The sequence below is a fragment of the Agrobacterium sp. D14 genome, from assembly GCF_001526505.1.
Classification (GTDB): domain Bacteria; phylum Pseudomonadota; class Alphaproteobacteria; order Rhizobiales; family Rhizobiaceae; genus Agrobacterium; species Agrobacterium leguminum.
The window spans coordinates 1-21,453 of sequence record NZ_ASXX01000017.1 but is presented as its reverse complement, the minus strand read 5'-3'; the positions used below and the strand labels follow the sequence as shown (position 1 = coordinate 21,453).

General features: G+C 60.3%; 22 protein-coding genes. 17 read left to right on the top strand and 5 right to left on the bottom strand.

Annotated elements, in window-relative coordinates:
* Positions 1 to 6 precede the first annotated feature (6 nt).
* The 4 genes from L901_RS12845 to L901_RS12830 all read left to right on the top strand — a co-directional run bounded on the left by L901_RS12845 (position 7) and on the right by L901_RS12830 (position 3,456).
* Complete coding sequence (locus tag L901_RS12845; protein WP_059757260.1) at positions 7 to 408, top strand: MarR family winged helix-turn-helix transcriptional regulator; 402 nt, start codon at positions 7 to 9, stop codon at positions 406 to 408.
* 89 nt (positions 409 to 497) lie between these two features.
* A complete protein-coding gene (locus L901_RS12840; RefSeq protein WP_059757257.1) occupies positions 498 to 1,793 on the top strand; it encodes an MFS transporter in 1,296 nt (431 codons plus the stop codon).
* Positions 1,794 to 2,104: 311 nt separating this feature from the next.
* Positions 2,105 to 2,803, top strand: a complete 699-nt coding sequence (locus L901_RS12835) for an OmpW family protein (protein ID WP_059757254.1) — start codon at positions 2,105 to 2,107, stop codon at positions 2,801 to 2,803.
* Between the two features lie 209 nt (positions 2,804 to 3,012).
* Positions 3,013 to 3,456, top strand: a complete 444-nt coding sequence (locus L901_RS12830; protein ID WP_020813345.1) for a glyoxalase superfamily protein — start codon at positions 3,013 to 3,015, stop codon at positions 3,454 to 3,456.
* A gap of 72 nt (positions 3,457 to 3,528) precedes the next feature.
* On the opposite strand, the gene L901_RS12825 is transcribed toward L901_RS12830, so the two are convergent.
* The 4 genes from L901_RS12825 to ugpB form a co-directional block, all read right to left on the bottom strand.
* Positions 3,529 to 4,590 (bottom strand): sn-glycerol-3-phosphate import ATP-binding protein UgpC, encoded by a 1,062-nt coding sequence (locus L901_RS12825; protein WP_059757252.1) that lies wholly within the window; start codon positions 4,588 to 4,590, stop codon positions 3,529 to 3,531.
* On the bottom strand, positions 4,590 to 5,438 hold the full coding sequence (ugpE, locus tag L901_RS12820; RefSeq protein ID WP_059757249.1) for a sn-glycerol-3-phosphate ABC transporter permease UgpE: 849 nt from the start codon (positions 5,436 to 5,438) through the stop codon (positions 4,590 to 4,592). Before ugpE ends, L901_RS12825 begins: the two co-directional genes overlap by 1 nt.
* A gap of 9 nt (positions 5,439 to 5,447) precedes the next feature.
* Positions 5,448 to 6,329: a sn-glycerol-3-phosphate ABC transporter permease UgpA gene (ugpA, locus tag L901_RS12815; protein WP_003523346.1), complete on the bottom strand. Its 882-nt coding sequence runs from the start codon at positions 6,327 to 6,329 to the stop codon at positions 5,448 to 5,450.
* Between the two features lie 69 nt (positions 6,330 to 6,398).
* Positions 6,399 to 7,709, bottom strand: a complete 1,311-nt coding sequence (ugpB, locus tag L901_RS12810; RefSeq protein ID WP_059757246.1) for a sn-glycerol-3-phosphate ABC transporter substrate-binding protein UgpB — start codon at positions 7,707 to 7,709, stop codon at positions 6,399 to 6,401.
* Between the two features lie 338 nt (positions 7,710 to 8,047).
* Between ugpB and L901_RS12805 the strand changes: the two genes are divergently transcribed.
* The 3 genes from L901_RS12805 (at position 8,048) to L901_RS12795 (ending at position 9,954) form a co-directional block, all read left to right on the top strand.
* On the top strand, positions 8,048 to 9,154 hold the full coding sequence (locus L901_RS12805; RefSeq protein ID WP_245289643.1) for a GTP-binding protein: 1,107 nt from the start codon (positions 8,048 to 8,050) through the stop codon (positions 9,152 to 9,154).
* A complete protein-coding gene (locus L901_RS12800; protein WP_059757240.1) occupies positions 9,151 to 9,420 on the top strand; it encodes a hypothetical protein in 270 nt (89 codons plus the stop codon). Before L901_RS12805 ends, L901_RS12800 begins: the two co-directional genes overlap by 4 nt.
* A gap of 96 nt (positions 9,421 to 9,516) precedes the next feature.
* Complete coding sequence (locus tag L901_RS12795) at positions 9,517 to 9,954, top strand: YqaA family protein (protein WP_003523340.1); 438 nt, start codon at positions 9,517 to 9,519, stop codon at positions 9,952 to 9,954.
* 154 nt (positions 9,955 to 10,108) lie between these two features.
* On the opposite strand, the gene zigA is transcribed toward L901_RS12795, so the two are convergent.
* A complete protein-coding gene (gene zigA, locus L901_RS12790) occupies positions 10,109 to 11,314 on the bottom strand; it encodes a zinc metallochaperone GTPase ZigA (RefSeq protein ID WP_059757237.1) in 1,206 nt (401 codons plus the stop codon).
* Positions 11,315 to 11,611: 297 nt separating this feature from the next.
* Here zigA and aztA point away from each other — a divergent pair, with 297 nt between their 5' ends.
* From aztA to L901_RS12740, 10 genes are all read left to right on the top strand, one after another.
* Positions 11,612 to 12,439: a zinc ABC transporter ATP-binding protein AztA gene (aztA, locus tag L901_RS12785; RefSeq protein WP_020813336.1), complete on the top strand. Its 828-nt coding sequence runs from the start codon at positions 11,612 to 11,614 to the stop codon at positions 12,437 to 12,439.
* Entirely contained in the window at positions 12,432 to 13,298 is an 867-nt protein-coding gene (aztB, locus tag L901_RS12780; RefSeq protein WP_082710616.1) for a zinc ABC transporter permease AztB, read from the top strand. Before aztA ends, aztB begins: the two co-directional genes overlap by 8 nt.
* Positions 13,299 to 13,326: 28 nt before the next feature.
* Positions 13,327 to 14,352: a zinc ABC transporter substrate-binding protein AztC gene (aztC, locus tag L901_RS12775; protein WP_059757232.1), complete on the top strand. Its 1,026-nt coding sequence runs from the start codon at positions 13,327 to 13,329 to the stop codon at positions 14,350 to 14,352.
* A 125-nt stretch (positions 14,353 to 14,477) separates the two neighbouring features.
* Entirely contained in the window at positions 14,478 to 14,951 is a 474-nt protein-coding gene (locus L901_RS12770) for a ribonuclease H (RefSeq protein WP_059757230.1), read from the top strand.
* A gap of 229 nt (positions 14,952 to 15,180) precedes the next feature.
* Positions 15,181 to 15,873: a FadR/GntR family transcriptional regulator gene (locus L901_RS12765; RefSeq protein ID WP_059757227.1), complete on the top strand. Its 693-nt coding sequence runs from the start codon at positions 15,181 to 15,183 to the stop codon at positions 15,871 to 15,873.
* On the top strand, positions 15,870 to 17,042 hold the full coding sequence (locus L901_RS12760) for a PLP-dependent transferase (RefSeq protein WP_059757225.1): 1,173 nt from the start codon (positions 15,870 to 15,872) through the stop codon (positions 17,040 to 17,042). The genes L901_RS12765 and L901_RS12760 overlap by 4 nt, the downstream gene beginning before the upstream one ends.
* A gap of 38 nt (positions 17,043 to 17,080) precedes the next feature.
* Positions 17,081 to 18,340, top strand: a complete 1,260-nt coding sequence (locus L901_RS12755) for a sugar ABC transporter substrate-binding protein (protein ID WP_059757222.1) — start codon at positions 17,081 to 17,083, stop codon at positions 18,338 to 18,340.
* Between the two features lie 151 nt (positions 18,341 to 18,491).
* Complete coding sequence (locus tag L901_RS12750; RefSeq protein ID WP_003525091.1) at positions 18,492 to 19,436, top strand: carbohydrate ABC transporter permease; 945 nt, start codon at positions 18,492 to 18,494, stop codon at positions 19,434 to 19,436.
* Between the two features lie 3 nt (positions 19,437 to 19,439).
* Entirely contained in the window at positions 19,440 to 20,270 is an 831-nt protein-coding gene (locus L901_RS12745; RefSeq protein ID WP_035228147.1) for a carbohydrate ABC transporter permease, read from the top strand.
* A gap of 4 nt (positions 20,271 to 20,274) precedes the next feature.
* The gene (locus L901_RS12740; RefSeq protein ID WP_059757219.1) at positions 20,275 to 21,351 is read left to right on the top strand and encodes an ABC transporter ATP-binding protein; all 1,077 of its coding nucleotides are present in this window, start codon (positions 20,275 to 20,277) and stop codon (positions 21,349 to 21,351) included.
* Positions 21,352 to 21,453 lie beyond the last annotated feature (102 nt).

Here is a 21,453-nt window from a genome sequence, read left to right as displayed (position 1 = left end):
AGATAAATGCCAAACGATAGTTGCCATTGCATCCTGTTGCGCAAAGCATCCCGCAAGGTTTCGTCCTATTATGACGAGGCCCTGGCGCCGCTTGGCGTGAATATCGGTCAGTTCACCCTGTTGCGGAACATCAACCGCACGGCGCCGGTTTCGTTGACCGATCTGGCCGCGCGGGTGGAACTGGATCGTTCCACCGTCGGCCGCAACGCCAAGGTGCTGGCTCGCATGGGTCTGGTGGCCATCGGTCACGGCGAGGATCAGCGGGAAGCGATGCTGACCGTGACGAAGGAAGGCCACGCGATCCTGAAAGCGGGCGCGCCGCTCTGGGATGGGGTGCAGGATGAGATCGAGGCCCGGCTTGGGCCTGAGAAGACAGCACAATTGCAGGAACTGCTCGCAGCCCTGTGATTTTTGGGGACATAAGCGGGTATCTGCCCGCAACACAGGGTATATACCCGTAAAATATCGGCCGCGGCCGCTGGAAAGGGAATTTGAACATGCTCTCCACACGCCTCGCCAGCTGGATGGCCGGCAAAAATCTGCATTATGGCTGGCTTGTTGCCGCAACCACCTTTTTGACCATGCTGGCCACCGCCGGTGCCATGGGGTCCGCCGGGGTGATGATCCAGCCGCTGCATCAGGAATTCGGCTGGGATATTGCCGATATTTCCTCCGCAATGGCCGTCAGGCTGGTGCTTTTTGGCCTGCTCGGGCCTTTTGCCGCCGCCTTCATGAATCATTTCGGCGTCCGGCAGGTGGTGTCCACCGCGCTTGCCCTGATCATGGGCGGCATTGTCGCCTCCTTCTTCATGACCGAGGTATGGCAATTGCTACTGCTCTGGGGCGTGGTAATCGGCGTCGGCACCGGCATGACCGCGCTGGTATTGGGCGCCACCGTGGCGACACGCTGGTTTTCCAGGCGTCGCGGACTGGTGATCGGCCTCATGACGGCGAGCAACGCCACCGGTCAGCTGGTTTTCCTGCCGCTGCTGGCGGCGCTGACGGAAGCCTATGGCTGGCGAACCGCCTTGACCCTGTCCGTTGCGGTGATCGCCACCGCCATGGTCCTCGTCCTGCTTTTGATGCGTGACCATCCTGCCGATGTCGGCCTGCCGGCCTATGGCGAGACGGTGGTGGCAAAGCCGGTCAAGCAGGATCACAATCTTCTCGCCACACTGGTATCGCCGCTGGTGACCCTGAAGAGCGTATCGGGCAACCCCGTCTTCTGGGTGCTTTTCGGCACCTTCTTTGTCTGCGGGCTTTCGACCAACGGTCTCATCCAGACACACTGGATTTCGATCTGCGGCGATTTCGGCATGGCTGCGGTGACGGCGGCAGGCACGCTGGCGGTGATCGGCATTTTCGATTTCTTCGGCACGATCTTCGCCGGCTGGCTTTCCGACCGGTTCGACAATCGCTTCCTGCTGTTCTGGTTCTACGGTCTGCGCGGGCTTTCCCTGCTTTATCTCTCATTCTCGGGGTTCAGCTTCGTGGAGCTTTCGGTCTTCGCCGTCTTTTACGGGCTGGACTGGGTGGCGACCGTGCCGCCGACGGTGAAGCTCGCTGCCGAGAATTTCGGGCGCGAAAAGGCCGGTCTCGTTTTCGGCTGGGTGTTTGCCGGCCATCAGCTTGGAGCCGCCACCGCCGCCTTTGGCGCCGGTTTCTTCAAGAGCGACTTCGACACCTATATGCCCGCGCTGCAGATTGCCGGTCTGATGTGCATGATCGCGGCCGTCTCGGTTCTGCTTCTGCGCAAGCCGGGTTCCGCAACCCTGACGCCGCAGGCCGCGTGATAGAGGTGATGCACTGGAAGGAGGCCTGCAAATGCAGGCCTTTTTTGTATTTTTCCGGCATCCGCTGGGCTCGTTGTGCATCCGCTCCCCGATCGCTGGACGGCTTTTGTTGCGTAATTGTCACAATGCCTACCGGTTAATCGTTCCGATCCATGATCGGGGTCCCGGTTTGATCCATCTCAATCGGCCCGCCTCTCCCTTCGTCATAGTGGCTTCCAAGCGGTTGCGGCAGGCGAAGATTCGCTAAAGCCCGCCGTCATCAGCCGGTTCCGGGGACTTGCCCGGCTGCGGTGCGCTATAGGAGAGATGGAATGACGAACAGAAACAAAAAAACCGCCTTGCTTGCCAGTGTCGCAGTTGGTGTTGCGGCCATGCTGGTATCCGCCAATGCGATGGCCGCCGATCTGGCCCAGGCAGCGCCGGCCCCCACTGCCGAAGAGGCGATTGCGGCGGCAAGCCCGTGGATGCTGCGCGTGCGCGGCCTCGGCGTCATCACCCATGACAGCGGTAGCGTCGACGGTTTGCCGGGAGCGGGCCTGTCCTATTCGGACACCGTGATCCCGGAACTCGACATCAGCTATTTCTTCACCGAAAACTTCGCCGCGGAGCTTATCCTCGGCACCACCTATGCCAAGATCAACGGCGAGGGTGTGCTGGCCGGCACGCCGGTCGGCAAGACCTGGCTGCTGCCGCCGACATTGACGCTGCAATATCACTTCACCGATTTCGGTGCTTTCAAGCCCTATATCGGCGCGGGCGTGAACTATTCGCTGTTCTATAACCAGACGGAAAAGCCCGGTTTCAGCAATCTCGACGTCAAGAACAAGGTCGGTGCAGCCGTGCAGGTCGGTTTCGACTATATGCTGGACGAGCATTGGGGCGTGAACTTCGACGTGAAGAAGATATTCCTCAAGACCGACTGGACGGCGGAACTCGGCGGCACACCGATCAGCGGCAAGGCCAAGCTCGATCCCTGGCTGATCGGTGCGGGTATCACCTATCGCTTCTGATCACGGGATCGGCTAAGCGTCGCCTTTGACGGGCGGCGCTTTCTGGGCTATAGGGACGGCCACGGGCATAAGAGCCCCGGCCGTCCGCAGGTGTTTGCGCCCCTGGTGAAGCTCTTTATTAAATAACGGTCATCCCATGTTTTGCATGTCGTCGATGGCAACGCGGACCCCCTTCGGAATAGTCGGCATGCGCATGTTGGAGAACCGTTATGAACGTGTCCAAACCGCTTCCCGCACTTGAGGGGCTGAAAGAACAGGCAAAACGCCTGCGTGCCGCCCTTGAGGATCAGGGGCAGGCAATCACCCATTCGAAAGCGCTGGAACTCATCGCCGCGCAATATGGCTTCCGCGACTGGAACACCCTCCACGCATCGGCCGGCAACCGCCCCGCCTTCAACCCCTATCTTCTGGGTTCAAGGGTTGAAGGTTTTTACCTCGGCCAGCCTTTTGTGGCCTCCGTTCTGGGCGTGCAGGCGCTCGGCGGCGATCCCGAACGCTACCGGCTGACCCTGCATCTCGACGATCCCGTGGATGTGGTGAGTTTCGAAAGCTTTTCCGCTTTCCGGCAGCGTGTTCACTGCAATGTCGATACGTCCGGCCGCACGGTGGAGAAAACCTCCAACGGCCGGCCGCAGGTGGAGCTCGTCTGGTAACGAGCCGCCGGAGATTCTTGCAATAGTGCGAGCACCCGCCGAGTGGCGGGTGTCCCTTTTTCGTCGGCAGGCTTAGATTCTCTTCCCTGTCGCATCGAACAGGTGAAAATCCTTCGCCTGTGCGGCGATCTTCAGCGTTTCGCCGATGCGCAGCTGCGAGCGACCGTGAACGCGGAAGACGATTGTTGTGCCGTCTGCGAAGGAGCCATGCACGTAGCTCTCCGCCCCCACCAGTTCCACGGCATCCACCTGCACGGTGCCGGTGAAGGCGGCGTCTGCGGGGGCTTCATCGGCAAGGGTGATGTCTTCGGGGCGGATGCCGAGCGTGGCGACGCCCTCCGGCAGTGCCGCGGTTCCCTGCACCGACCAGCCGGAAGAGCCATTTGCCGATGTCGCGCCATGGCTCAGCAGGTTCATGGAGGGCGAGCCGATGAAGGTGGCGACGAAGGTGGTTGCCGGCTTCTCGTAAAGCTCGATAGGTGTGCCCATCTGCTCGATGCGGCCGGCATTCAGCACCACCAGCCGGTCGGCCAGCGTCATGGCCTCCATCTGGTCATGGGTCACGTAGACGCTGGTGGTGGCGAGCGAGCGTTGCAGACGGCGGATTTCGACACGCATCTGCACGCGCAGCTTGGCGTCGAGGTTGGAGAGCGGTTCGTCGAACAGGAAGGCTGCCGGTTTGCGCACGATGGCACGGCCCATGGCCACACGCTGGCGCTGGCCGCCGGAAAGCTGGCGCGGCTTGCGCTCCAGGAACTGTTCGATCTCCAGTGCCTTAGCCGCCTCGGTGATGCGCCGCTCGATTTCTTCCTTGGGCGTGTTGCGGTTCTTCAGGCCATAGGCAAGGTTCTGGCGCACCGTCATATGCGGATAAAGAGCATAGTTCTGAAACACCATGGCGATGTCGCGGTCGGAGGGTTCGAGATCGTTGACGACGCGGTCGCCGATGATGATCTGGCCGCCGGATATGCCTTCCAACCCGGCGATCATGCGCAGCAGTGTGGATTTTCCGCAGCCGGAGGGGCCGACCAGCACGATCATTTCGCCGTCGGCGATGTCCATCGATACGCCCTTGATGGCCTCGACATTGCCGCCATAAACCTTGCGGACGTCTTTCAGCGCAATTTTTGCCATTACTTTTCGGTCTCCACCAAACCTTTGACGAACCAGCGCTGCATCAGCACCACAACGATAATCGGGGGGATGATGGCGAGGATCGCCGTCACCATCACATAATTCCAGGGCGTCGAAGCGTCGGTGAAATCCACCATGCGCTTGAGGCCGATGATGATCGTGTTCATCTTGGCGTCGTTGGTCACGAGCAGCGGCCAGAGATACTGGGTCCAGCCATAGATGAACAGGATCACGAAAAGGGCGGCGATATTGGTTCTCGACAGCGGCAGCAGGATATCGCGCATGAAGCGGAACGGACCGGCATTGTCGATACGCGCCGCCTCGACCAGCTCGCCGGGAATGGTCAGGAAGAACTGCCGGAACAGGAAGGTCGCCGTCGCAGATGCCATCAGCGGCAGCGTCAGTCCCGCATAGGTATCGATCAACCCAAGATCGACGATGACCTTGTAGGTGGGCAGGATGCGCACTTCCACCGGCAGCATGAGGGTGATGAAGATCATCCAGAAGAAGCCCATGCGGAAGGGGAAGCGGAAGAAAACGATGGCGAAGGCCGACAGAAACGAGATGACGATCTTGCCGATGGCGATGGCGAGCGCCACGACGAAGCTGTTGAACAGCAGCCGCTCGAGGCTGACGCCGACCACTCTTTCGACACCGCCGACCATGGCGTCGGTATAGTTTTCACCGAGATGGTCGCCGGGCAAAAGCGACATGGGCGGGCGGATAATATCCGTCGAAGTCATGGAGGAGGCGACGAAGGTGTAATAGATCGGGAAGGCCACGATGATGATGCCGAGTACCAGCATCAGATGGGCGATCACGCGGGCGACCGGGCGATTTTCAATCATTGGAAATCCTCAGCCGTAATGCACGCGCTTCTCGACGAAGCGGAACTGGAAGGCGGTGAGCGCGATGACGATCACCATCAGGATCACGGATTGCGCGGCGGAAGAGCCGAGATTGAGGTTCACGAAACCATCATTATAGACCTTGTAGACCAGCGTTTCCGTCGCCTTGGCGGGGCCGCCGCCGGTGACGGCATGGATGATGCCGAAGGTATCGAAGAAGGCGTAAACCGTGTTGACGACCAGAAGGAAGAAGGTTGTCGGCGCAAGCAGCGGGAAAACGATGGTCCAGAAGCGCCGCGAACCGCGCGCGCCATCAATGGAGGCCGCTTCCAGCAATGATTTAGGAATTGCCTGCAAGCCTGCGACAAAAAACAGGAAATTATAACTGATCTGCTTCCACGCGGCAGCCGCGACGACGAGCAGCATGGCCTGATCGCCGTTGAGCAGCGGGTCCCACATGATGCCGTTGCGGCGCAGAATGTAGGAGAAGGTGCCCATGGCCGGGTTGAACATGAAGAGCCACAACATGCCGGCCACCGCAGGGGCGACGGCATAGGGCATGATCATCATGGTGCGGTAAAAGCCCTTGCCGCGCACCACGCGGTCCGCCGCCGTCGCCAGAAGCAGCGCCAGCCCCATGGAGACGAGCGCGGTCAGGATGCTGAAGATGACGGTGACCTGCAGCGAGTTCAGGTAGCTTTCATCCGACAGCACGGCGGAAAAATTCGCCAGCCCGACGAAATTGCTGTTCAGCCCGAAGGCGTCCTCGCGCATGGTCGACTGGTAAAGCGCCTGGCTTGCCGGCCAGAAGAAAAAGATCACCGTGAGGATGATCTGCGGCGCGACCAGCAGATAGGGCAGGATCTTGTTGGGGAATACGACGCTTTGCACGGCGATCTCCTGATGAGATGGGAATGCCGCCCGCAGCCTGTTGAGGATGCGGGCGGGGCAGGGGATCTCTTAGTTGCCGGCAGCCTGTTTGATGGCCGCATCGCCGCGCTCGACGATCTTGTCGAGTGCCGCTTTCGCGTCCTGCTTGCCGGCCAGCATTGCCTCGAATTCCTCATTCATGATGTCGCGCACCTGCGGCAGGTTCACGAGACGCACGCCCTTGGAGTTTTCTGTCGGCGGCTTGCCCATCATCTGCAGCAGCGGCGTTTCACGGGCGGGGTTCTTGTCATAGAAGCCGGATTTCTTGGTTTCCTCATAGGCCGCGATGGTCACGGGCATATAGCCGGAGACCTGATGCAGGCGCGCCTGAATCTTGGTCTGGGAGAGGAAGTGGAAGAACTCGGCCACGCCCTTATATTCGGCGTCGCTCTTGCCGCCGAAGACCCAGAGGCTGGCGCCGCCGGGAATGGTGTTCTGCGGACCATGGCCCTCATAATAGGGAAGCTGGCCGATGCCGTAATTCATGCCGGTCTTGACGATATCGCCAAGGCCGCCGGAGGATTCGGTCAGGATACCGCATTCGCCGGACATGAACAGCTGCTTGGCTTCCGAGGTGCGGCCGCCATAACGGAAGGTGCCGTCCTTCGCGAGATCGGCAATCGCCTGGAAATGCTCGACGAAGAGCGGCGCATTGACCGCAAGCTTCACATCCGTGCCGCCAAGGCCGTTTTCATTGCTGCCATAGGAGATGTTGTTCCAGGCGGCGAAGTTTTCGGTCTGGATCCAGGTAAGCCATGTGGAGGTGAAGCCGCATTGGGCCGCACCGCTGGTCTTGATCTTCTTGGCGGCTTCGAAAACTTCCGGCCAGGTCTTCGGCGGGTTGGCGGCGTCGAGACCGGCCTTCTGGAAGACATCCTTGTTGTAATAGAGGATCGGCGAGGACGAATTGTAAGGGAAGGACAGCATGGTGCCGTCAGGCTTGGAATAATAGGCCACGATACCGGCCAGATAATCGGCCTTGTTGAAAGTGTAGCCGCCTTCCTTCAGCACGTCGGCCACCGGCTTGATGGCGCCGGCAGCACCCATCATCACACCCGAACCGGCGTCGAAGACCTGAATGATCGCCGGCGGCTGCTTGGCGCGGAACGCCGCAATGCCGGCATTCAGCGTTTCCGGATAGGTGCCCTTGAAGACGGGCGTGATCTTGTATTCTTTCTGGCTATCGTTGAATTCTTTGGCAAGCGTATCCACGACCTCGTTGTTGGCGCCGGTCATGGCGTGCCACCACTGAATGTCCGTTACTGCATATGCATTCGATGTGACAAAAAACGAAAGCGCGGATGCCGCGGCGAGGCGGTAGCTGAGTTTTTTCAAGGTCATTCCTCCCGTTATGAAAACAGTAAAAGATACAGCCCCTTATTGCAGTCGTTCCTCCTCGATCCGGCTGCGGGCGATCTTTTCTGTACTAGCGATCTGATTAAAAGCGAACTCTAACGAAAATGCAAGAGAACGTGGAACGATTAAAACGAAAGTGAAGGAAACGGATTTATTATTCCATTTCCTTCGTTCCATGGTTTTTTCATGCGCCCGACCGTTAGGGGCATGCCGGCGCGGGATCAGCTCCCGCCGGAAATCCAATAATCGTCATTGATATGTTATTACATTACGTATTATGGTGCGGCGAATTTATGGATGGCGAAGGTGCGGATGTGTTCGGAATGAAGCGGAAAAAGGCGGTCGATTCCAGGGACGATTCGGCCGTCGCGCCACCTGTCCGCACGGTGCCGGTTACCCTGCTGACCGGTTTTCTGGGCGCGGGCAAGACGACGTTGCTGAACGCGCTTCTGACTGAGCCGTCCATGCGCGATGCCGCGGTCATCGTCAATGAATTCGGCTCGGTGCCCATCGATCACGGTCTGGTGCGAACGGGTTCTGAACGATATTTCAGAACGACGACGGGCTGTATCTGCTGTACGGCCACCAGCGATATCCGCACCTCGCTTTACGAGCTGCATCAGGCCTTTCTGGAAGGGATGATGCCGGAAGTATCACGGGTCGTCATCGAAACCACCGGCCTTGCCGATCCCGCGCCGATCATCAACAGCCTGATCGCCGGCGGCACGCCGGCGCTTGGCCTGCGCGATCACATCGTGGCCCGGCATTTCCACCTTTCAGGCGCGGTTACGGCTTTCGACGTTGTCTCCGGTCCGGCGATGCTAGACAGCTTTATCGAAGGCTGGAAACAGCTTGCCTTTGCTGACCATATCGTTCTGACGAAAACCGATCTTGCCGATGCTGCGGCCGTGGACCGCGAAAGCCTCGCCGATCTCAATCCTGCGGCCTCGTTTCATGACCGCAATGCGGTCGATTTCGATCTGATGTCGTTATTTGCAGCCTCGGATTATTCGCTGCGTGGCAAGCCGGAGGATGCGCCGGGGTGGCTTGCGGCCGACAGGCTGAGCCTTCATGCCGCCCACCAGCACGATATCAACCGCCATGGCGTCGGGGTCGAGGCTTTCGATCTCACCTTTGACGGCGCTTTCGATCCGCAGTCGATCGTCACGTTTCTGGAGCTCGTCACCAGCAATGTGCATTCCGGCCTGTTGCGGCTCAAGGGAATTTTCGGCGCGACGGATGACCCGGAGCGGCCGGTTGTCGCCCATGCGGTGCAGCACCGGCTTTATCCATTGACCCGCCTGGAGCGCTGGCCGGATGGAAATCGTTCCACGCGCATCGTGCTGATCGGCATGGACATGCCGCAGCAGCCGATCCGCGCTCTCTTCGAGACATTAGCCTTGCAGGCGGGGCGAAAGGGCAGGGCATGAACAATCCGCTTGCGCGCAGCGGCTCCGCAATCGTCTCGCAGGCCCGTCTTCTGAAGCAATGGTCCCGCGATCTGCTGCATCTCCACCCCGAAGACATTATCACCGTCAGCGAGCTTTCCTGCGCCCTGCCGGATTGCCCGCCGCGCGAAACGGTGATCGTCATCCTGTCTGCTTCCGGTGCCAGCCGGCAACTATCCATCCACAAGGCGCTTCTCGAGGTGGATCATGACGATATCGTGCGCGCCATCGCCGCGAATTCGGCTTGAGAACCCGTTTTCAGGCTCAAGATGCGCTTGACCGCCGACGCCCTCATCCGCCACTTCAGGGGCAGCGCGGGATTCGCGGATGATAAAGGGCGGGCAATGGCCGATCTGGCGGTATATGCGGGTTTGTTCCTGACCGCGTTTATCGCGGCGACCATTCTGCCCATGCAGTCGGAGGCCGCACTGGCCGGCCTCATCGTTTTAAAATCACAGCCCGTCTGGCTGTTGGTCGCCGTGGCCAGCGCCGGCAATGTCGCCGGCTCCTTTGCGAACTGGCTGCTCGGCCGCGGCATCGAGCGTTTTCGGCATGAACGCTGGTTTCCCGTAGGGGAGGCGGCGCTGGAGCGCGCCCAGAACTGGTATCGTCGTTATGGCAAATGGTCACTGCTCATCAGCTGGGCGCCGCTGATCGGCGATCCGCTGACGGTCGCCGCCGGCATCATGAAGGAACCGCTGCCGGTCTTCCTGCTGCTGGTCACCATCGCCAAGGTCGGGCGTTATCTCGTTCTGGCGCTGGTGACGCTGAATTTTCTATGAAGCCTCGCCTCCGTCATGCCGGACTAGATCTGGCATCCAGCCACGGCGCGTCTGCGCCGTGAAAAGTCTTTCGCGATCAAGGACTTGATCGCGCTGGACCCCGGAATTAGTCCGGGGTGACGGTTTACGGATGCTCCGTATCTGTGGCTATCGATCAAGCCGCCTGCCGGTCCCAGCTTGCGAAAGGATCGGGCAGGTGCCGCCATGCATCCGGCGTGAATGCCTCGGTATCGATCAGGCAGGCGTCGAGCTGCGCGCGGATCCGCGCCTCGTTCATCGGGTCTGAACCGATGAAGACGATTTCCTGTCGCCGGTCGCCGAAGACCGGATCGAGATAGGGCTTCATCATATCGAGGAACTGCTTTTCGCGCGGCCATTGCTCCTTCGGCACGGCGGACCACCACAGGCCCATCTTGCCGGTACGCACCAAAGCGCCGGCCTGGCTGATCTCACCGACATAACGCGGACGCGTCGCCAGCCAGAAGAAGCCCTTGGCGCGCACCACGCCGGGCCAGGCGCGGTCGATGAAGCGCTGGAACAGCACGGGGTCGAAGGGTTTCTGGGCGCGGTAAACGAAGGAGCGGATGCCATATTCCTCGGTTTCGGGAATGTGGTCCTTGAAGCCGTGCAATTCCTTGAACCACAGGGGGTGTTCTTCTGCCCTGGCGAAATCGAAACGGCCGGTGCCCAGAACCTCATTCAGCGCCACCTTGCCGAAATCGGCCTCGATGAGTTTCGCATCCGGGTTCAGCCCGACAATGATCTTGCGGGCGGCGTCTCGCTGTTCCGGTGTCGCGGTGCCGATCTTGTTGAGGACGACGACATCGGCGAATTCGATCTGTTCCACCAGAAGGTCGACAATGGTGCGGTTGTCGCCATCGCCCGCCGTTTCGCCCCGGTCGGCGAGAAAATCGGACGAACCGTAATCGTTGAGAAGATTGGCGGCATCCACTACCGTCACCATGGTGTCGAGACGCGCGACATCGGAAAGGCTGCGGCCGTTTTCATCGCGAAAATCGAAGGTTGCTGCGACCGGAAGCGGCTCGGCGATACCGGTGGATTCGATCAGCAGGTAATCGAAACGGCCCTGTTCGGCCAGCGCCCGCACCTCCGTCAAGAGGTCGTCGCGCAGCGTGCAACAGATGCAGCCATTGGTCATTTCCACCAATTGCTCCTCCGTGCGGGAGAGGTTGGCGCCGCCATCGCGCACCAGTGCGGCGTCGATATTGATCTCGCTCATGTCATTGACGATCAACGCCACGCGCAGACCATCGCGATTGGCGAGAATATGGTTGAGAAGCGTCGTCTTGCCGGCGCCGAGAAAGCCGGAAAGCACGGTGACGGGAAGTTTTTTCGACATATGGACCTCGTTTTTTGGCAACGCTCGCGTGGACCTCATGACGGCCACGCGCACGATCTGAAAACGACGGGTTCGGTGCTGCCCCGTCTTTGTTTTGTAACGTAATAACATTACATATTGGCCGCCTGTCAACGGGCGACAGAAAAAAAGCGTCCCCGCAACGCGAGGGCTGCGGCTTACGCGAAGCGCAATGTATCTTTCCGATAGTTAATGTTATTTCATTACATATTCGTTTGACGAATGTAATAACATTACATATCAAGAGCCATCGAATGACATCCTGCCCCGGAGGGATCGATGAGCGATCCGTGCCTCGCCTTCAAAAACCTGACGCTTGGATATGCCGGCCGCGCGGCCGTGCATCATCTGAATGGCGATATCGCCAAAGGCTCGCTCACTGCGGTGGTTGGCGCCAATGGCTCTGGAAAATCGACGCTGATGAAAGGCATTGCCGGCATTTTGAAGCCGCTCGGCGGCGAATGCCGGGTAAGCCCAAATCTGTCCGTTGCTTATCTGCCGCAGCAATCGGAACTCGACCGCTCTTTTCCGGCGCAGGTGCGGGATCTGGTGGCGCTTGGTCTCTGGCCGAAACGCGGCCTGCTTGGCCGCCACCGTCCTGAAGACCGGGCGGCGATGGGCCGCGTGATGGAGGCGGTCGGGCTTTCCGGTTTTGAAAAGCGCAATATCGACTCGCTGTCCGGCGGTCAGATGCAGCGCGCCCTGTTTGCCCGCGCCATGTTGCAGGATGCGCAGCTGATCCTGCTCGACGAACCCTTCAACGCCGTCGACGAGCGCACCGTTTCCGACCTTATGGTCCTCATCAAATCATGGGTAGCGGAGGGGCGCACGGTTCTGGCCGTCCTTCATGATTTCCAGCTCGTGCGGCAGCATTTTCCGGAGACCCTGTTTCTTGCCCGAAAGCTTGTCGGGCTGGGTCCGACGGCCGAGGTCCTGCAGGCGGAGAACATCCGGCAGGCGCGGCATTTCCACGAGGCGTGGGAGGAAAATGCGCCCTGGTGCGAACCGGCCGAGGCGCCTTCGCTGCAGATCGTCGGGGCAAGTCCGCAGGCGGCATCCGCCCATTCCCATGCCCACTCCCACGCGAATTCGAATGTCCATGGCTGATATCTTCATCCAACCCTTCGTCCAATATGTCTTCATGCAGCGCGCGGTTGCCGGTGCGCTGATCCTTGCCATCAGCTGCGGCCCGGTCGGTGTGTTTCTGATGCTGCGCCGCATGAGCCTGACGGGCGACGCCATGTCCCACGCCATCCTGCCGGGAGCGGCGGTCGGTTTCCTATTTTACGGGCTGGAAATCCTGCCCATGACCATCGGCGGGCTGGCCGTCGGCCTTCTGGTCGCGCTGGGTGCAGGCGCTGTGTCACGCTTCACCATCCAGAAGGAAGACGCCTCGCTTGCCGCTTTTTATCTCATCTCGCTGGCGCTCGGCGTGCTGCTCGTCTCATGGCGCGGTTCCAGCGTCGATCTCATGCATGTGCTGTTCGGCACGGTGCTGGCGCTGAACAATGAGGCGCTTGGCCTGATCGGCGGCATCTGCATCGTGACGCTGGTGGTGATGATCACTTTCTGGCGGGCGCTGCTGGCGGAATGCCTCGATCCCCTGTTTCTGCGCTCGGTCAGCAATTGGGGCAGCCCGGTGCATTTCCTCTTCCTTGCCATCGTCGTGCTCAATCTGGTCGGCGGCTTTCAGGCGCTGGGAACACTGCTTTCGGTCGGGCTGATGATGCTGCCCGCCGCCGCCAGTCGCTTCTGGTCCAACCGTGTCGCGCCCATGTGCTTCATCTCCATCGGCATCGGCATGGTGTCCTGCTTCGCCGGCCTGCTTCTGTCCTATCACGTGTCGCTGCCATCCGGCCCGGCGATCATCCTTTCTGCGGGCGTCATCTATGCGCTTTCCATCCTCATCGGCACGCGCGGCGTGCTCAGCGATCTTCTCGGTTCCGGCCGTCACAGGACGGCCTGAAAACAGCGTTCGAAAAAGGAGAACCTTCATGTTCAAAACCGTCCGTCTGGCCACCAGCGCCAGCCTTCTTTCCCTCTCCCCGGTTCTGATGGCGCAGGCGTCCGCCGCCGAACTCAAGGTCGTTGCCAGTTTCTCGATCATCGCCGATTTCGCGAAGAACGTCGGCGGCGACCGCGTCGAAATCACCACGCTGGTCGGGCCGGATGGCGACGCCCATGTCTATGAACCCCGCCCGGCCGACGCCGTCGCCGTCAGCAAGGCGGATGTGGTGCTGGTCAACGGTCTGGAATTCGAAGGCTTCCTGAAGCGGCTGATCGACACCAGCGGCACCAAGGCGCCGGTGGTGGAACTGACCAAGGGTGTGGAGCCGCTCAAGCTTTCCGAAGAGCCGGCCGGTCACGCCCATCCGGAAGCCGAGGAAGAGGAAGGTCACGACCACAAGGCAGAGAAAGCCGGCCACAGCCATGAGACCGCCGAGGCCCACGATCACGACAACGGCCATGAAGGACATCACCATCACGGCGAGTTCGACCCGCATGCCTGGCAGTCGATCAAGAACGCCGAAATCTACGTGAAGAACATTGCCGGCGCCTTTTGCGAGGTCGACAAGGCCGGTTGCGCGACCTACACCGCCAATTCGGATGCCTATATCGCCAAGCTTGCCGCTCTGAACGAAAAGGTGAAGACCGAGATCGCCGCCATCCCGCCGGAAAAGCGCGTCATCATCACCTCGCATGACGCCTTCGGTTATTTCGAGCATGCCTATGGCCTGAATTTCCTCGCACCTGAAGGCGTTTCGACGGAATCCGAAGCCTCGGCCGCCGATGTCGCCAAGCTGGTGGATCAGGTGAAGCACGACAAGGCCTCGGCGATCTTCGTCGAAAACATCACCGACAAGCGGCTGATCGACCAGATTGCCAGCGAAACCGGCCTGAAGGTTGGCGGCACGCTCTATTCCGACGCGCTTTCGACTGCCGACGGCCCGGCTGCAACCTATATCGACATGATCAACCACAATATCGAGACGATCACGGCGGCCGTGCTCGGCCAGTAAGTTCGACCAAATCGCTGTGAGTTCGGGGAGGGTGGCTTGTGCCGCCCTCTCTGCTTTTGTGTTTATGCAATGGCCCTGGAACTCTTCCTTTAGCGATTTCCATATCGGTGCTACAAAGCCTCCTCATGTCCGATGCGCTTCACATCTTCACCGACGGCTCCTTCGACGATGCTTCCAGATCCGGAGGATGGGCGTTCGTGGTTCATGAAGCGGGCCACCAAGTGCATTCCGCTTCAGGCAGGACTGTCGGCACATCGAACAATACGTTCGAGGTCCTCGCCGTCCTCAATGCACTATCCTGGATCGCCGTCGAGGCGCCAACGCGGGCAGTCACTCTCTGGACGGATGCCGTTCATGTCATCGAAGGCTGCCGCCGATATAGGGCGATCTGGCGCAACAATGGCTGGAAGCGGATCACGCCCAACCAACGCACTCGCCGCAGACCGATCCCCGACAGGGACATCTGGCAGCAGCTCGACAGCCTGCTGGAGCGGCATCCCCATGTGGTTGTAGAATGGTGCAAAGGGCATTCCGGCACTGTCGGCAACGAGCATGCCGATGCTTTGGCGCGTGCAGTTTCCTGCGTGACGGTGCTTTAGCCGGCGGCTGTCAGTCGCCGTGATTCGGCGCATGAATCTCTTCACTTCAGCCATCTCCCGTCTCGACCTTTTTCCGTATCGAGCGGTTGCGCCGGTACTCTTTCGCGACTCCAACCGAATGGTGTGCACGCTCGGCCGCTTGCCGGTTGACAATCGACATCCCGTTTGAAATGGTAAGATGTCAGACCAATTTAGAGGGTGCGTCTTGGACAGGTCCAGCCGGGAACTCATGCAGCCAATTCCGCCGAGCGACCGCGTGCGCCAGGTCGAGGCCGCGCTTTCCGACTATGTGGAGCGGGCGGGGCTGAAGGCTGGAGACCGGCTGCCGGCCGAGCGGGAACTGATGGCGGCGCTGGGCGTCGGCCGCTCCACCATCCGTGAAGTCATTCGCAAGTTTCAGGCGCTCGGCGTTATCGACAGCCGCAAGGGCAGCGGCAATTATCTGCTGAAGCCGATTTCCGCCGCCACCGTGCATATGCCGATTTCCATCGATGCCGAAAGCCTGCGCGATGCGCTGCTGATGACGCTTGAAGTGCGACGCGGCATTGAGGTGGAGGCCTCCATGGCAGCCGCGCGCCGTCGCACGCCTGAGGATATCGCCACGATGGAAGCGCGGCTCGATGAGATGGAGCGCGTGCATCTGGCCGAAGGCACCTCCGGCAAGGCCGATCTCGCCTTCCATCTGTCGATCTACGACGCCACCCACAATACGCTTTTCAAGCAGCTTCTGGAGCAGATGCGCGAAGGCTTCGAACGCTTCTGGTCGAAGCCCTTCGACCGCCCGGATTTCGCCGGCCGCTCCTTCCCCTTTCATCGCACGCTGTTCAATGCCATCGCCGCCGGCGATGCGGCCGGTGCGCGTGAAGAAACACTGAAAATCCTCGCCGTCGTCGAGGAGGATATCAAGGACATGTCGAAATGAACCATGGCAACGATCTCTTCGATCCCGCCTCATTTATCGTTGCGCATGACGAGGCCCACGCCTTCGAGGCCGTGGTGCCGCCCATCGTGCAGACCTCGCTTTTCACCTTTTCCAGCTATGACGAGATGGTCTCCACCTATCGCGGCGAAAAGGTGCGGCCGGTTTATACGCGCGGGCTGAACCCCACCGTGCGGCTGTTCGAGGAGATGCTGGCGAAGCTTGAAGGGGCGGAAGATGCGCTCGGTTTTGCAAGCGGCATGTCGGCTATTTCCTCCACCGTGCTGTCCTTCGTGTCGCCGGGCGACCGCATTGTCGCGGTGCGCCATGTCTATCCCGATGCGTTCCGCCTGTTCGGCACCTTCATGCAGCGCATGAATATCGAGGTGGTCTATGTCGACGGCCGTGATGAGGCGGCGATTGAAAAGGCGATGCCGGGTGCGAAGCTGTTCTACATGGAAAGCCCGACGAGCTGGGTGATGGAAGCCCATGATGTCGGCGCGCTGGCCGCCATCGGCAAGCGTCATGGCGCCGTCACCGTCATCGACAATTCCTGGGCAAGCCCGGTCTTCCAGCAGCCGATTTCGCTCGGTGTCGATCTCGTCGTTCATTCCGCCTCGAAATATCTCGGCGGTCACAGCGACGTGGTCTCCGGCGTGGTAGCCGGTTCGAAGGCGATGATCGACCGCATCCGGGCGGAAACCTATCCCTATCTCGGCGGCAAGATGTCGCCTTTCGATGCCTGGCTGCTCATTCGCGGACTTCGCACCCTGCCGCTGCGCATGAAGGCGCATCAGGCCTCGGCGCTTGAGATCGCAACCCGCCTGCAGGCGCTGGATGTGGTGGAGAAGGTCTGCCATCCGGGGCTGGCGAACCGCCTGCCGCCGGGTCTCAACGGCACGTCGGGCCTGTTTTCCTTCATCTTCAAGGAAGGGGTGGATGTGTGCGCTTTTGCCGACCGCCTCAAGCTTTTCAAACTGGGTGTTTCCTGGGGCGGGCATGAAAGCCTGATCGTCCCGGGTGAAGTGGTGCTCGAACAGAAGGCGCAGCCAAACTCCGCCCACACCTTCGGCATCAGCGCGCGTTCGGTGCGCCTGCATGTCGGGCTGGAGGGCACGGAAGCGCTCTGGAACGATCTCGAACCCGCGATCAAGGCGGCCACCGCCGCCTGACGCATTTTTAAACTGACCACAAAAAAGGGGAGAACGACATGAAAAAACTGGTAACAGCAGCAATCTTCACCGCCCTGATGACCGGAACGGCGCTGGCGGACACGACTTTGAAGCTGGTGGAAGTCATCACCAGCCCGGAACGCACCGAAACGCTGAAGGGCATCGTTTCGAAATTCGAGGCCGCCAATCCCGGCACCAAGGTGGAAATCATCTCGCTTCCCTGGAGCGAGGCCTTCCAGAAATTCGCCACCATGGTCTCTGCGGGCGATATTCCGGACGTGATGGAAATGCCCGACACATGGCTATCGCTCTATGCCAATAACGGCATGCTCGAAAGCCTTGAGCCCTATCTCGCAAAGTGGGAACACACCGCGGGCCTGAGCGACCGCACGCTGGAACTCGGCCGCGACGTGAAGGACACGGCCTATATGCTGCCCTACGGCTTTTATCTCCGCGCCATGTTCTACAACAAGAAATTGCTGGAACAGGCGGGCGTGAAGGAGCCGCCGAAGACGCTCGACGAATTCGCCGACGCCTCGAAGAAGGTCGCGGCCCTTCCCGGCAAATATGGCTATTGCCTGCGCGGCGGCCCGGGCGGCCTCAATGGCTGGGTCATGTTCGGCGCCTCCATGGCCGGCTCGAACGAGTTCTTCACCAAGGACGGCATCTCCACCTTCGACAGCCCCGGCTGGGTGAAGGGCCTGACCTATGTGATCGATCTCTACAAGAACGGCTTGGCGCCGAAGGACAGCGTCAACTGGGGCTTCAATGAGATCGTCGCCGGCTTTTATTCCGGCACCTGCGCCTTCCTCGATCAGGACCCGGATGCGCTGATCGCCATTGCCCAGCGCATGAAGCCGGAAGATTTCGGCGTCATGACCATGCCCAAGGGCCCCGACGGCAAGACCTTCCCGACGATCGGTTTCGCCGGCTGGTCGATGATGTCGAAATCCGAAAACAAGGACCTTTCCTGGAAGCTGATCGAGACGCTTGAAGGGCCGGAAGGCAATATCGAGTGGAACAAGAAGACCGGTGCGCTGCCGGTGCACAAGTCGGCGGAGAAGGACCCCTTCTATGCCAGCGAGCAGTTCAAGGGCTGGTTCGACGAACTGGCCGACAAGAACGCCGTGCCGACGACGATGCCGACCTATCTTGAGGAATTTGCCTTCTTCAAGGATTCGCTTGTGATCAAGACATCGCAGGAAGCGCTGCTCGGCGACATCACGCCGGAAGACCTTGCCAAGCAATGGGCTGATTACATGACCAAGGCGCAGCAGAAGTTCCTGGCGTCCAAGTAACGACATTGACCGGCCGTGCGGGCGCAAATGCCCGTGCGGCGGGTCTTGCCGGCCTTCGCTGCGACAGGCCTTTTCCTCGCAATTTTTCGGATCGGTAAGCCGAGAGGCTGGAAAACCCGTCCGTTCCGTCGTCCGATCAGGGAGCGATACAATGTCCTATGCCCATGGCGCCGGGCCGGTGGCTGCGCGCAAACCGGCCGGCAAGCCTGCGATGCGGCGGTTTGCCGATTGGGCCGAACCGTGGCTTTACAGCGCGCCTGTGCTGGTGCTCATCGTCGCCGTCATGCTGGTGCCGCTGGTGCTTGGCCTCTCCTATGCCTTTCGCGATGTGCAGCTGCTCAATCCGTTTTCCGGCGGTTTTGTTGGTCTCAAGCATCTGGAGGCTCTGTCGCAGGATGCGGCCTTTTACCGGGCGCTGAAAAACACGCTGTGGTGGACCGGCGCTTCGGTTTTCCTGCAATTCTTCTTCGGCCTCATTCTGGCGCTGCTGCTCGATAAACCCTTTGCGGGCAGGGGGCTGGCGCAGGCGCTGGTGTTTCTGCCATGGGCCGTGCCGACCTTTCTTGCCGGTCTCAACTGGGCATGGCTGTTCAATCCGGTTATTGGGCCGCTGCCGCACTGGATGGTCTCGCTCGGGCTGTTATCCGCACCCAACAATATCCTCGCTGATCCGCAGCTTGCCATGTGGGGGCCGATCATCGCCAATGTCTGGTGGGGCATTCCCTTCTTCGCCATCACTTTGCTGGCGGCCCTTCAGGCCATCCCGCGCGATCTTTACGAGGCAGCGGAAATTGACGGGGCAAACCCGCTGCAGCGTTTCACCTCCATCACCCTGCCGTTTCTGGCGCCCACCATCGCCATCACCATCCTGCTGCGCACCGTCTGGATCGCCAATTTCGCCGATCTCATCATCGTCATGACCAATGGCGGGCCGGCCGACCGCACGCAGATCGTCGCCAGCTACATCTTCACGCAGGCCTTCCGGCGTCTGGATTTCGGTTATGCCTCCGCCATTGCGCTGGTGCTGCTGGTGCTGCTGCTTGCCTATTCCATGCTGATCGTGCTGCTGCGCCAGCGCCTGATCGAGAAGGACTGACCGATGACATCAAGGATATTTCTCACCCTTGCCCATCGTCTGGCGATCCTTGCCTATATCGCCTTTGCGCTGTTCCCACTGTTCTGGCTGCTCAAGGTGTCCGTCACGCCGAACGATCTGCTCTATAGCGAAGGTGTCAGGATGTGGCCATCGCGGGCGACATGGGATCATTATCGTTTCGTCATAGAAAACAGCGCCTTCCCGACGTTTTTTAAGAACAGCGTCATCGTCGCGGGCTCCACGGCAATTGCCGTAACGATACTCTCGTCGCTGTCGGGTTACGCGCTGTCACGCTTCCGTTTCAAGGGTAAATACTGGATCGTCGCACTGATGCTGATCACCCAGATGTTCCCGCTGGTCATGCTGGTCGCGCCGATCTTCAAGATGCTGTCGCCGCTCGGGCTTACCAACAGCCTGACGGGCCTCGTCATCGTCTACACCGCCTTCAACGTGCCCTTCGCCACCTTCCTCATGCAGTCCTTCTTCGATGGCATTCCGAAGGATCTGGAAGAGGCGGCGATGATCGACGGGGCAAGCCGGTTTACGGCCTTCCGCCAGATCATCCTGCCGCTGACGCTGCCGGGCATTGCCGCGACGCTCGGTTTCGTCTTCACCGCCGCGTGGAGCGAGCTTCTGTTTGCGCTGATGCTGATTTCCGGCAACCAGAGCGCCACTTTCCCGGTCGGGCTTCTGACCTTCGTTTCGAAATTTTCCGTCGATTTCGGGCAGATGATGGCGGCGGGCGTTCTGGCGCTCATTCCGGCCTGCCTCTTCTTCCTGCTCATTCAACGTTATCTCGTGCAGGGCCTGACAGCCGGCGCGGTGAAAGGATAATCCCATGGCTTCCATCGAGCTGAAGAATGTCGGCAAGACCTATGGCGACCTCGCCGTGCTGCATGGCGTCGATCTTGATATCAGGGATGGCGAGTTCATCGTCCTTGTCGGCCCATCCGGCTGCGGAAAATCGACGCTGCTGCGCATGATCGCCGGGCTCGAAGAGATAACGTCCGGCGACCTGTCCATCGACGGCGAACGCGTCAATGATTGCCGACCGAAGGATCGGGATATCGCCATGGTCTTCCAGTCCTATGCGCTCTATCCGCATATGAGCGTGGCCGATAATATGAGCTATAGCCTGCGTCTGCGCCGCAGCCCGAAAGAAACCATCGCGGCGGCGGTGGCCGGTGCTTCTGCCAAGCTCGGCCTCGATCCCTATCTCGCCCGCCGCCCGAAGGCGCTCTCCGGCGGCCAGCGCCAGCGCGTCGCCATGGGCCGCGCCATCGTGCGCCAGCCAAAGGCGTTTTTGTTCGACGAGCCGCTGTCGAACCTCGATGCCCGGCTACGCGAGCAGATGCGCGCCGAAATCAAGCGCATGCATGCCGATCTTGGTGCCACCTCGGTTTACGTCACCCACGACCAGATCGAGGCGATGACGCTTGCCTCACGTATCGTCGCCATGAATGCCGGCCATGTGCAGCAGATCGGCGCGCCGCTCGATCTCTATGACCGCCCGGCCAATCTTTTCGTCGCCGGTTTCATCGGTTCGCCCGGCATGAATTTTCTGGAAGGGCGGCTCGCGCAGGAAAATGGCGGCAGTTTCGTCGTGCTGGGCGATGGCACGCGCCTTACGCTCGGTCGCGATGTGAAGCTTGCCGATGGCGAGCCGGTCACGCTCGGTATCCGCCCGGAACATGTGACCGTAGCGCCGGCTGAAAGCAGCGTTGAGGCGACGGTGGATCTCGTCGAACCAACCGGCCTCGGCGTCATCCTGCACCTCACCGTGCATGGATTGCCGTTCAAGCTGTTTTCGTCAGACCGGGCATTGTTGCAGCCGGGTAAATCCCTGCGGGTCGGCTTCCCGCAGGAAAGGCTGCATGTCTTCGACAGGAATGGCGTCAGGATCGGTGAGGCGTGAGGCTCAGGCCGATATCGCCTTACCCTTTTCTTCGAACCTGTGGATCTTCGTCTCATCCGGGGTGATGAAGACAGTATCGCCGTGTTTGCATTCGAACTCACC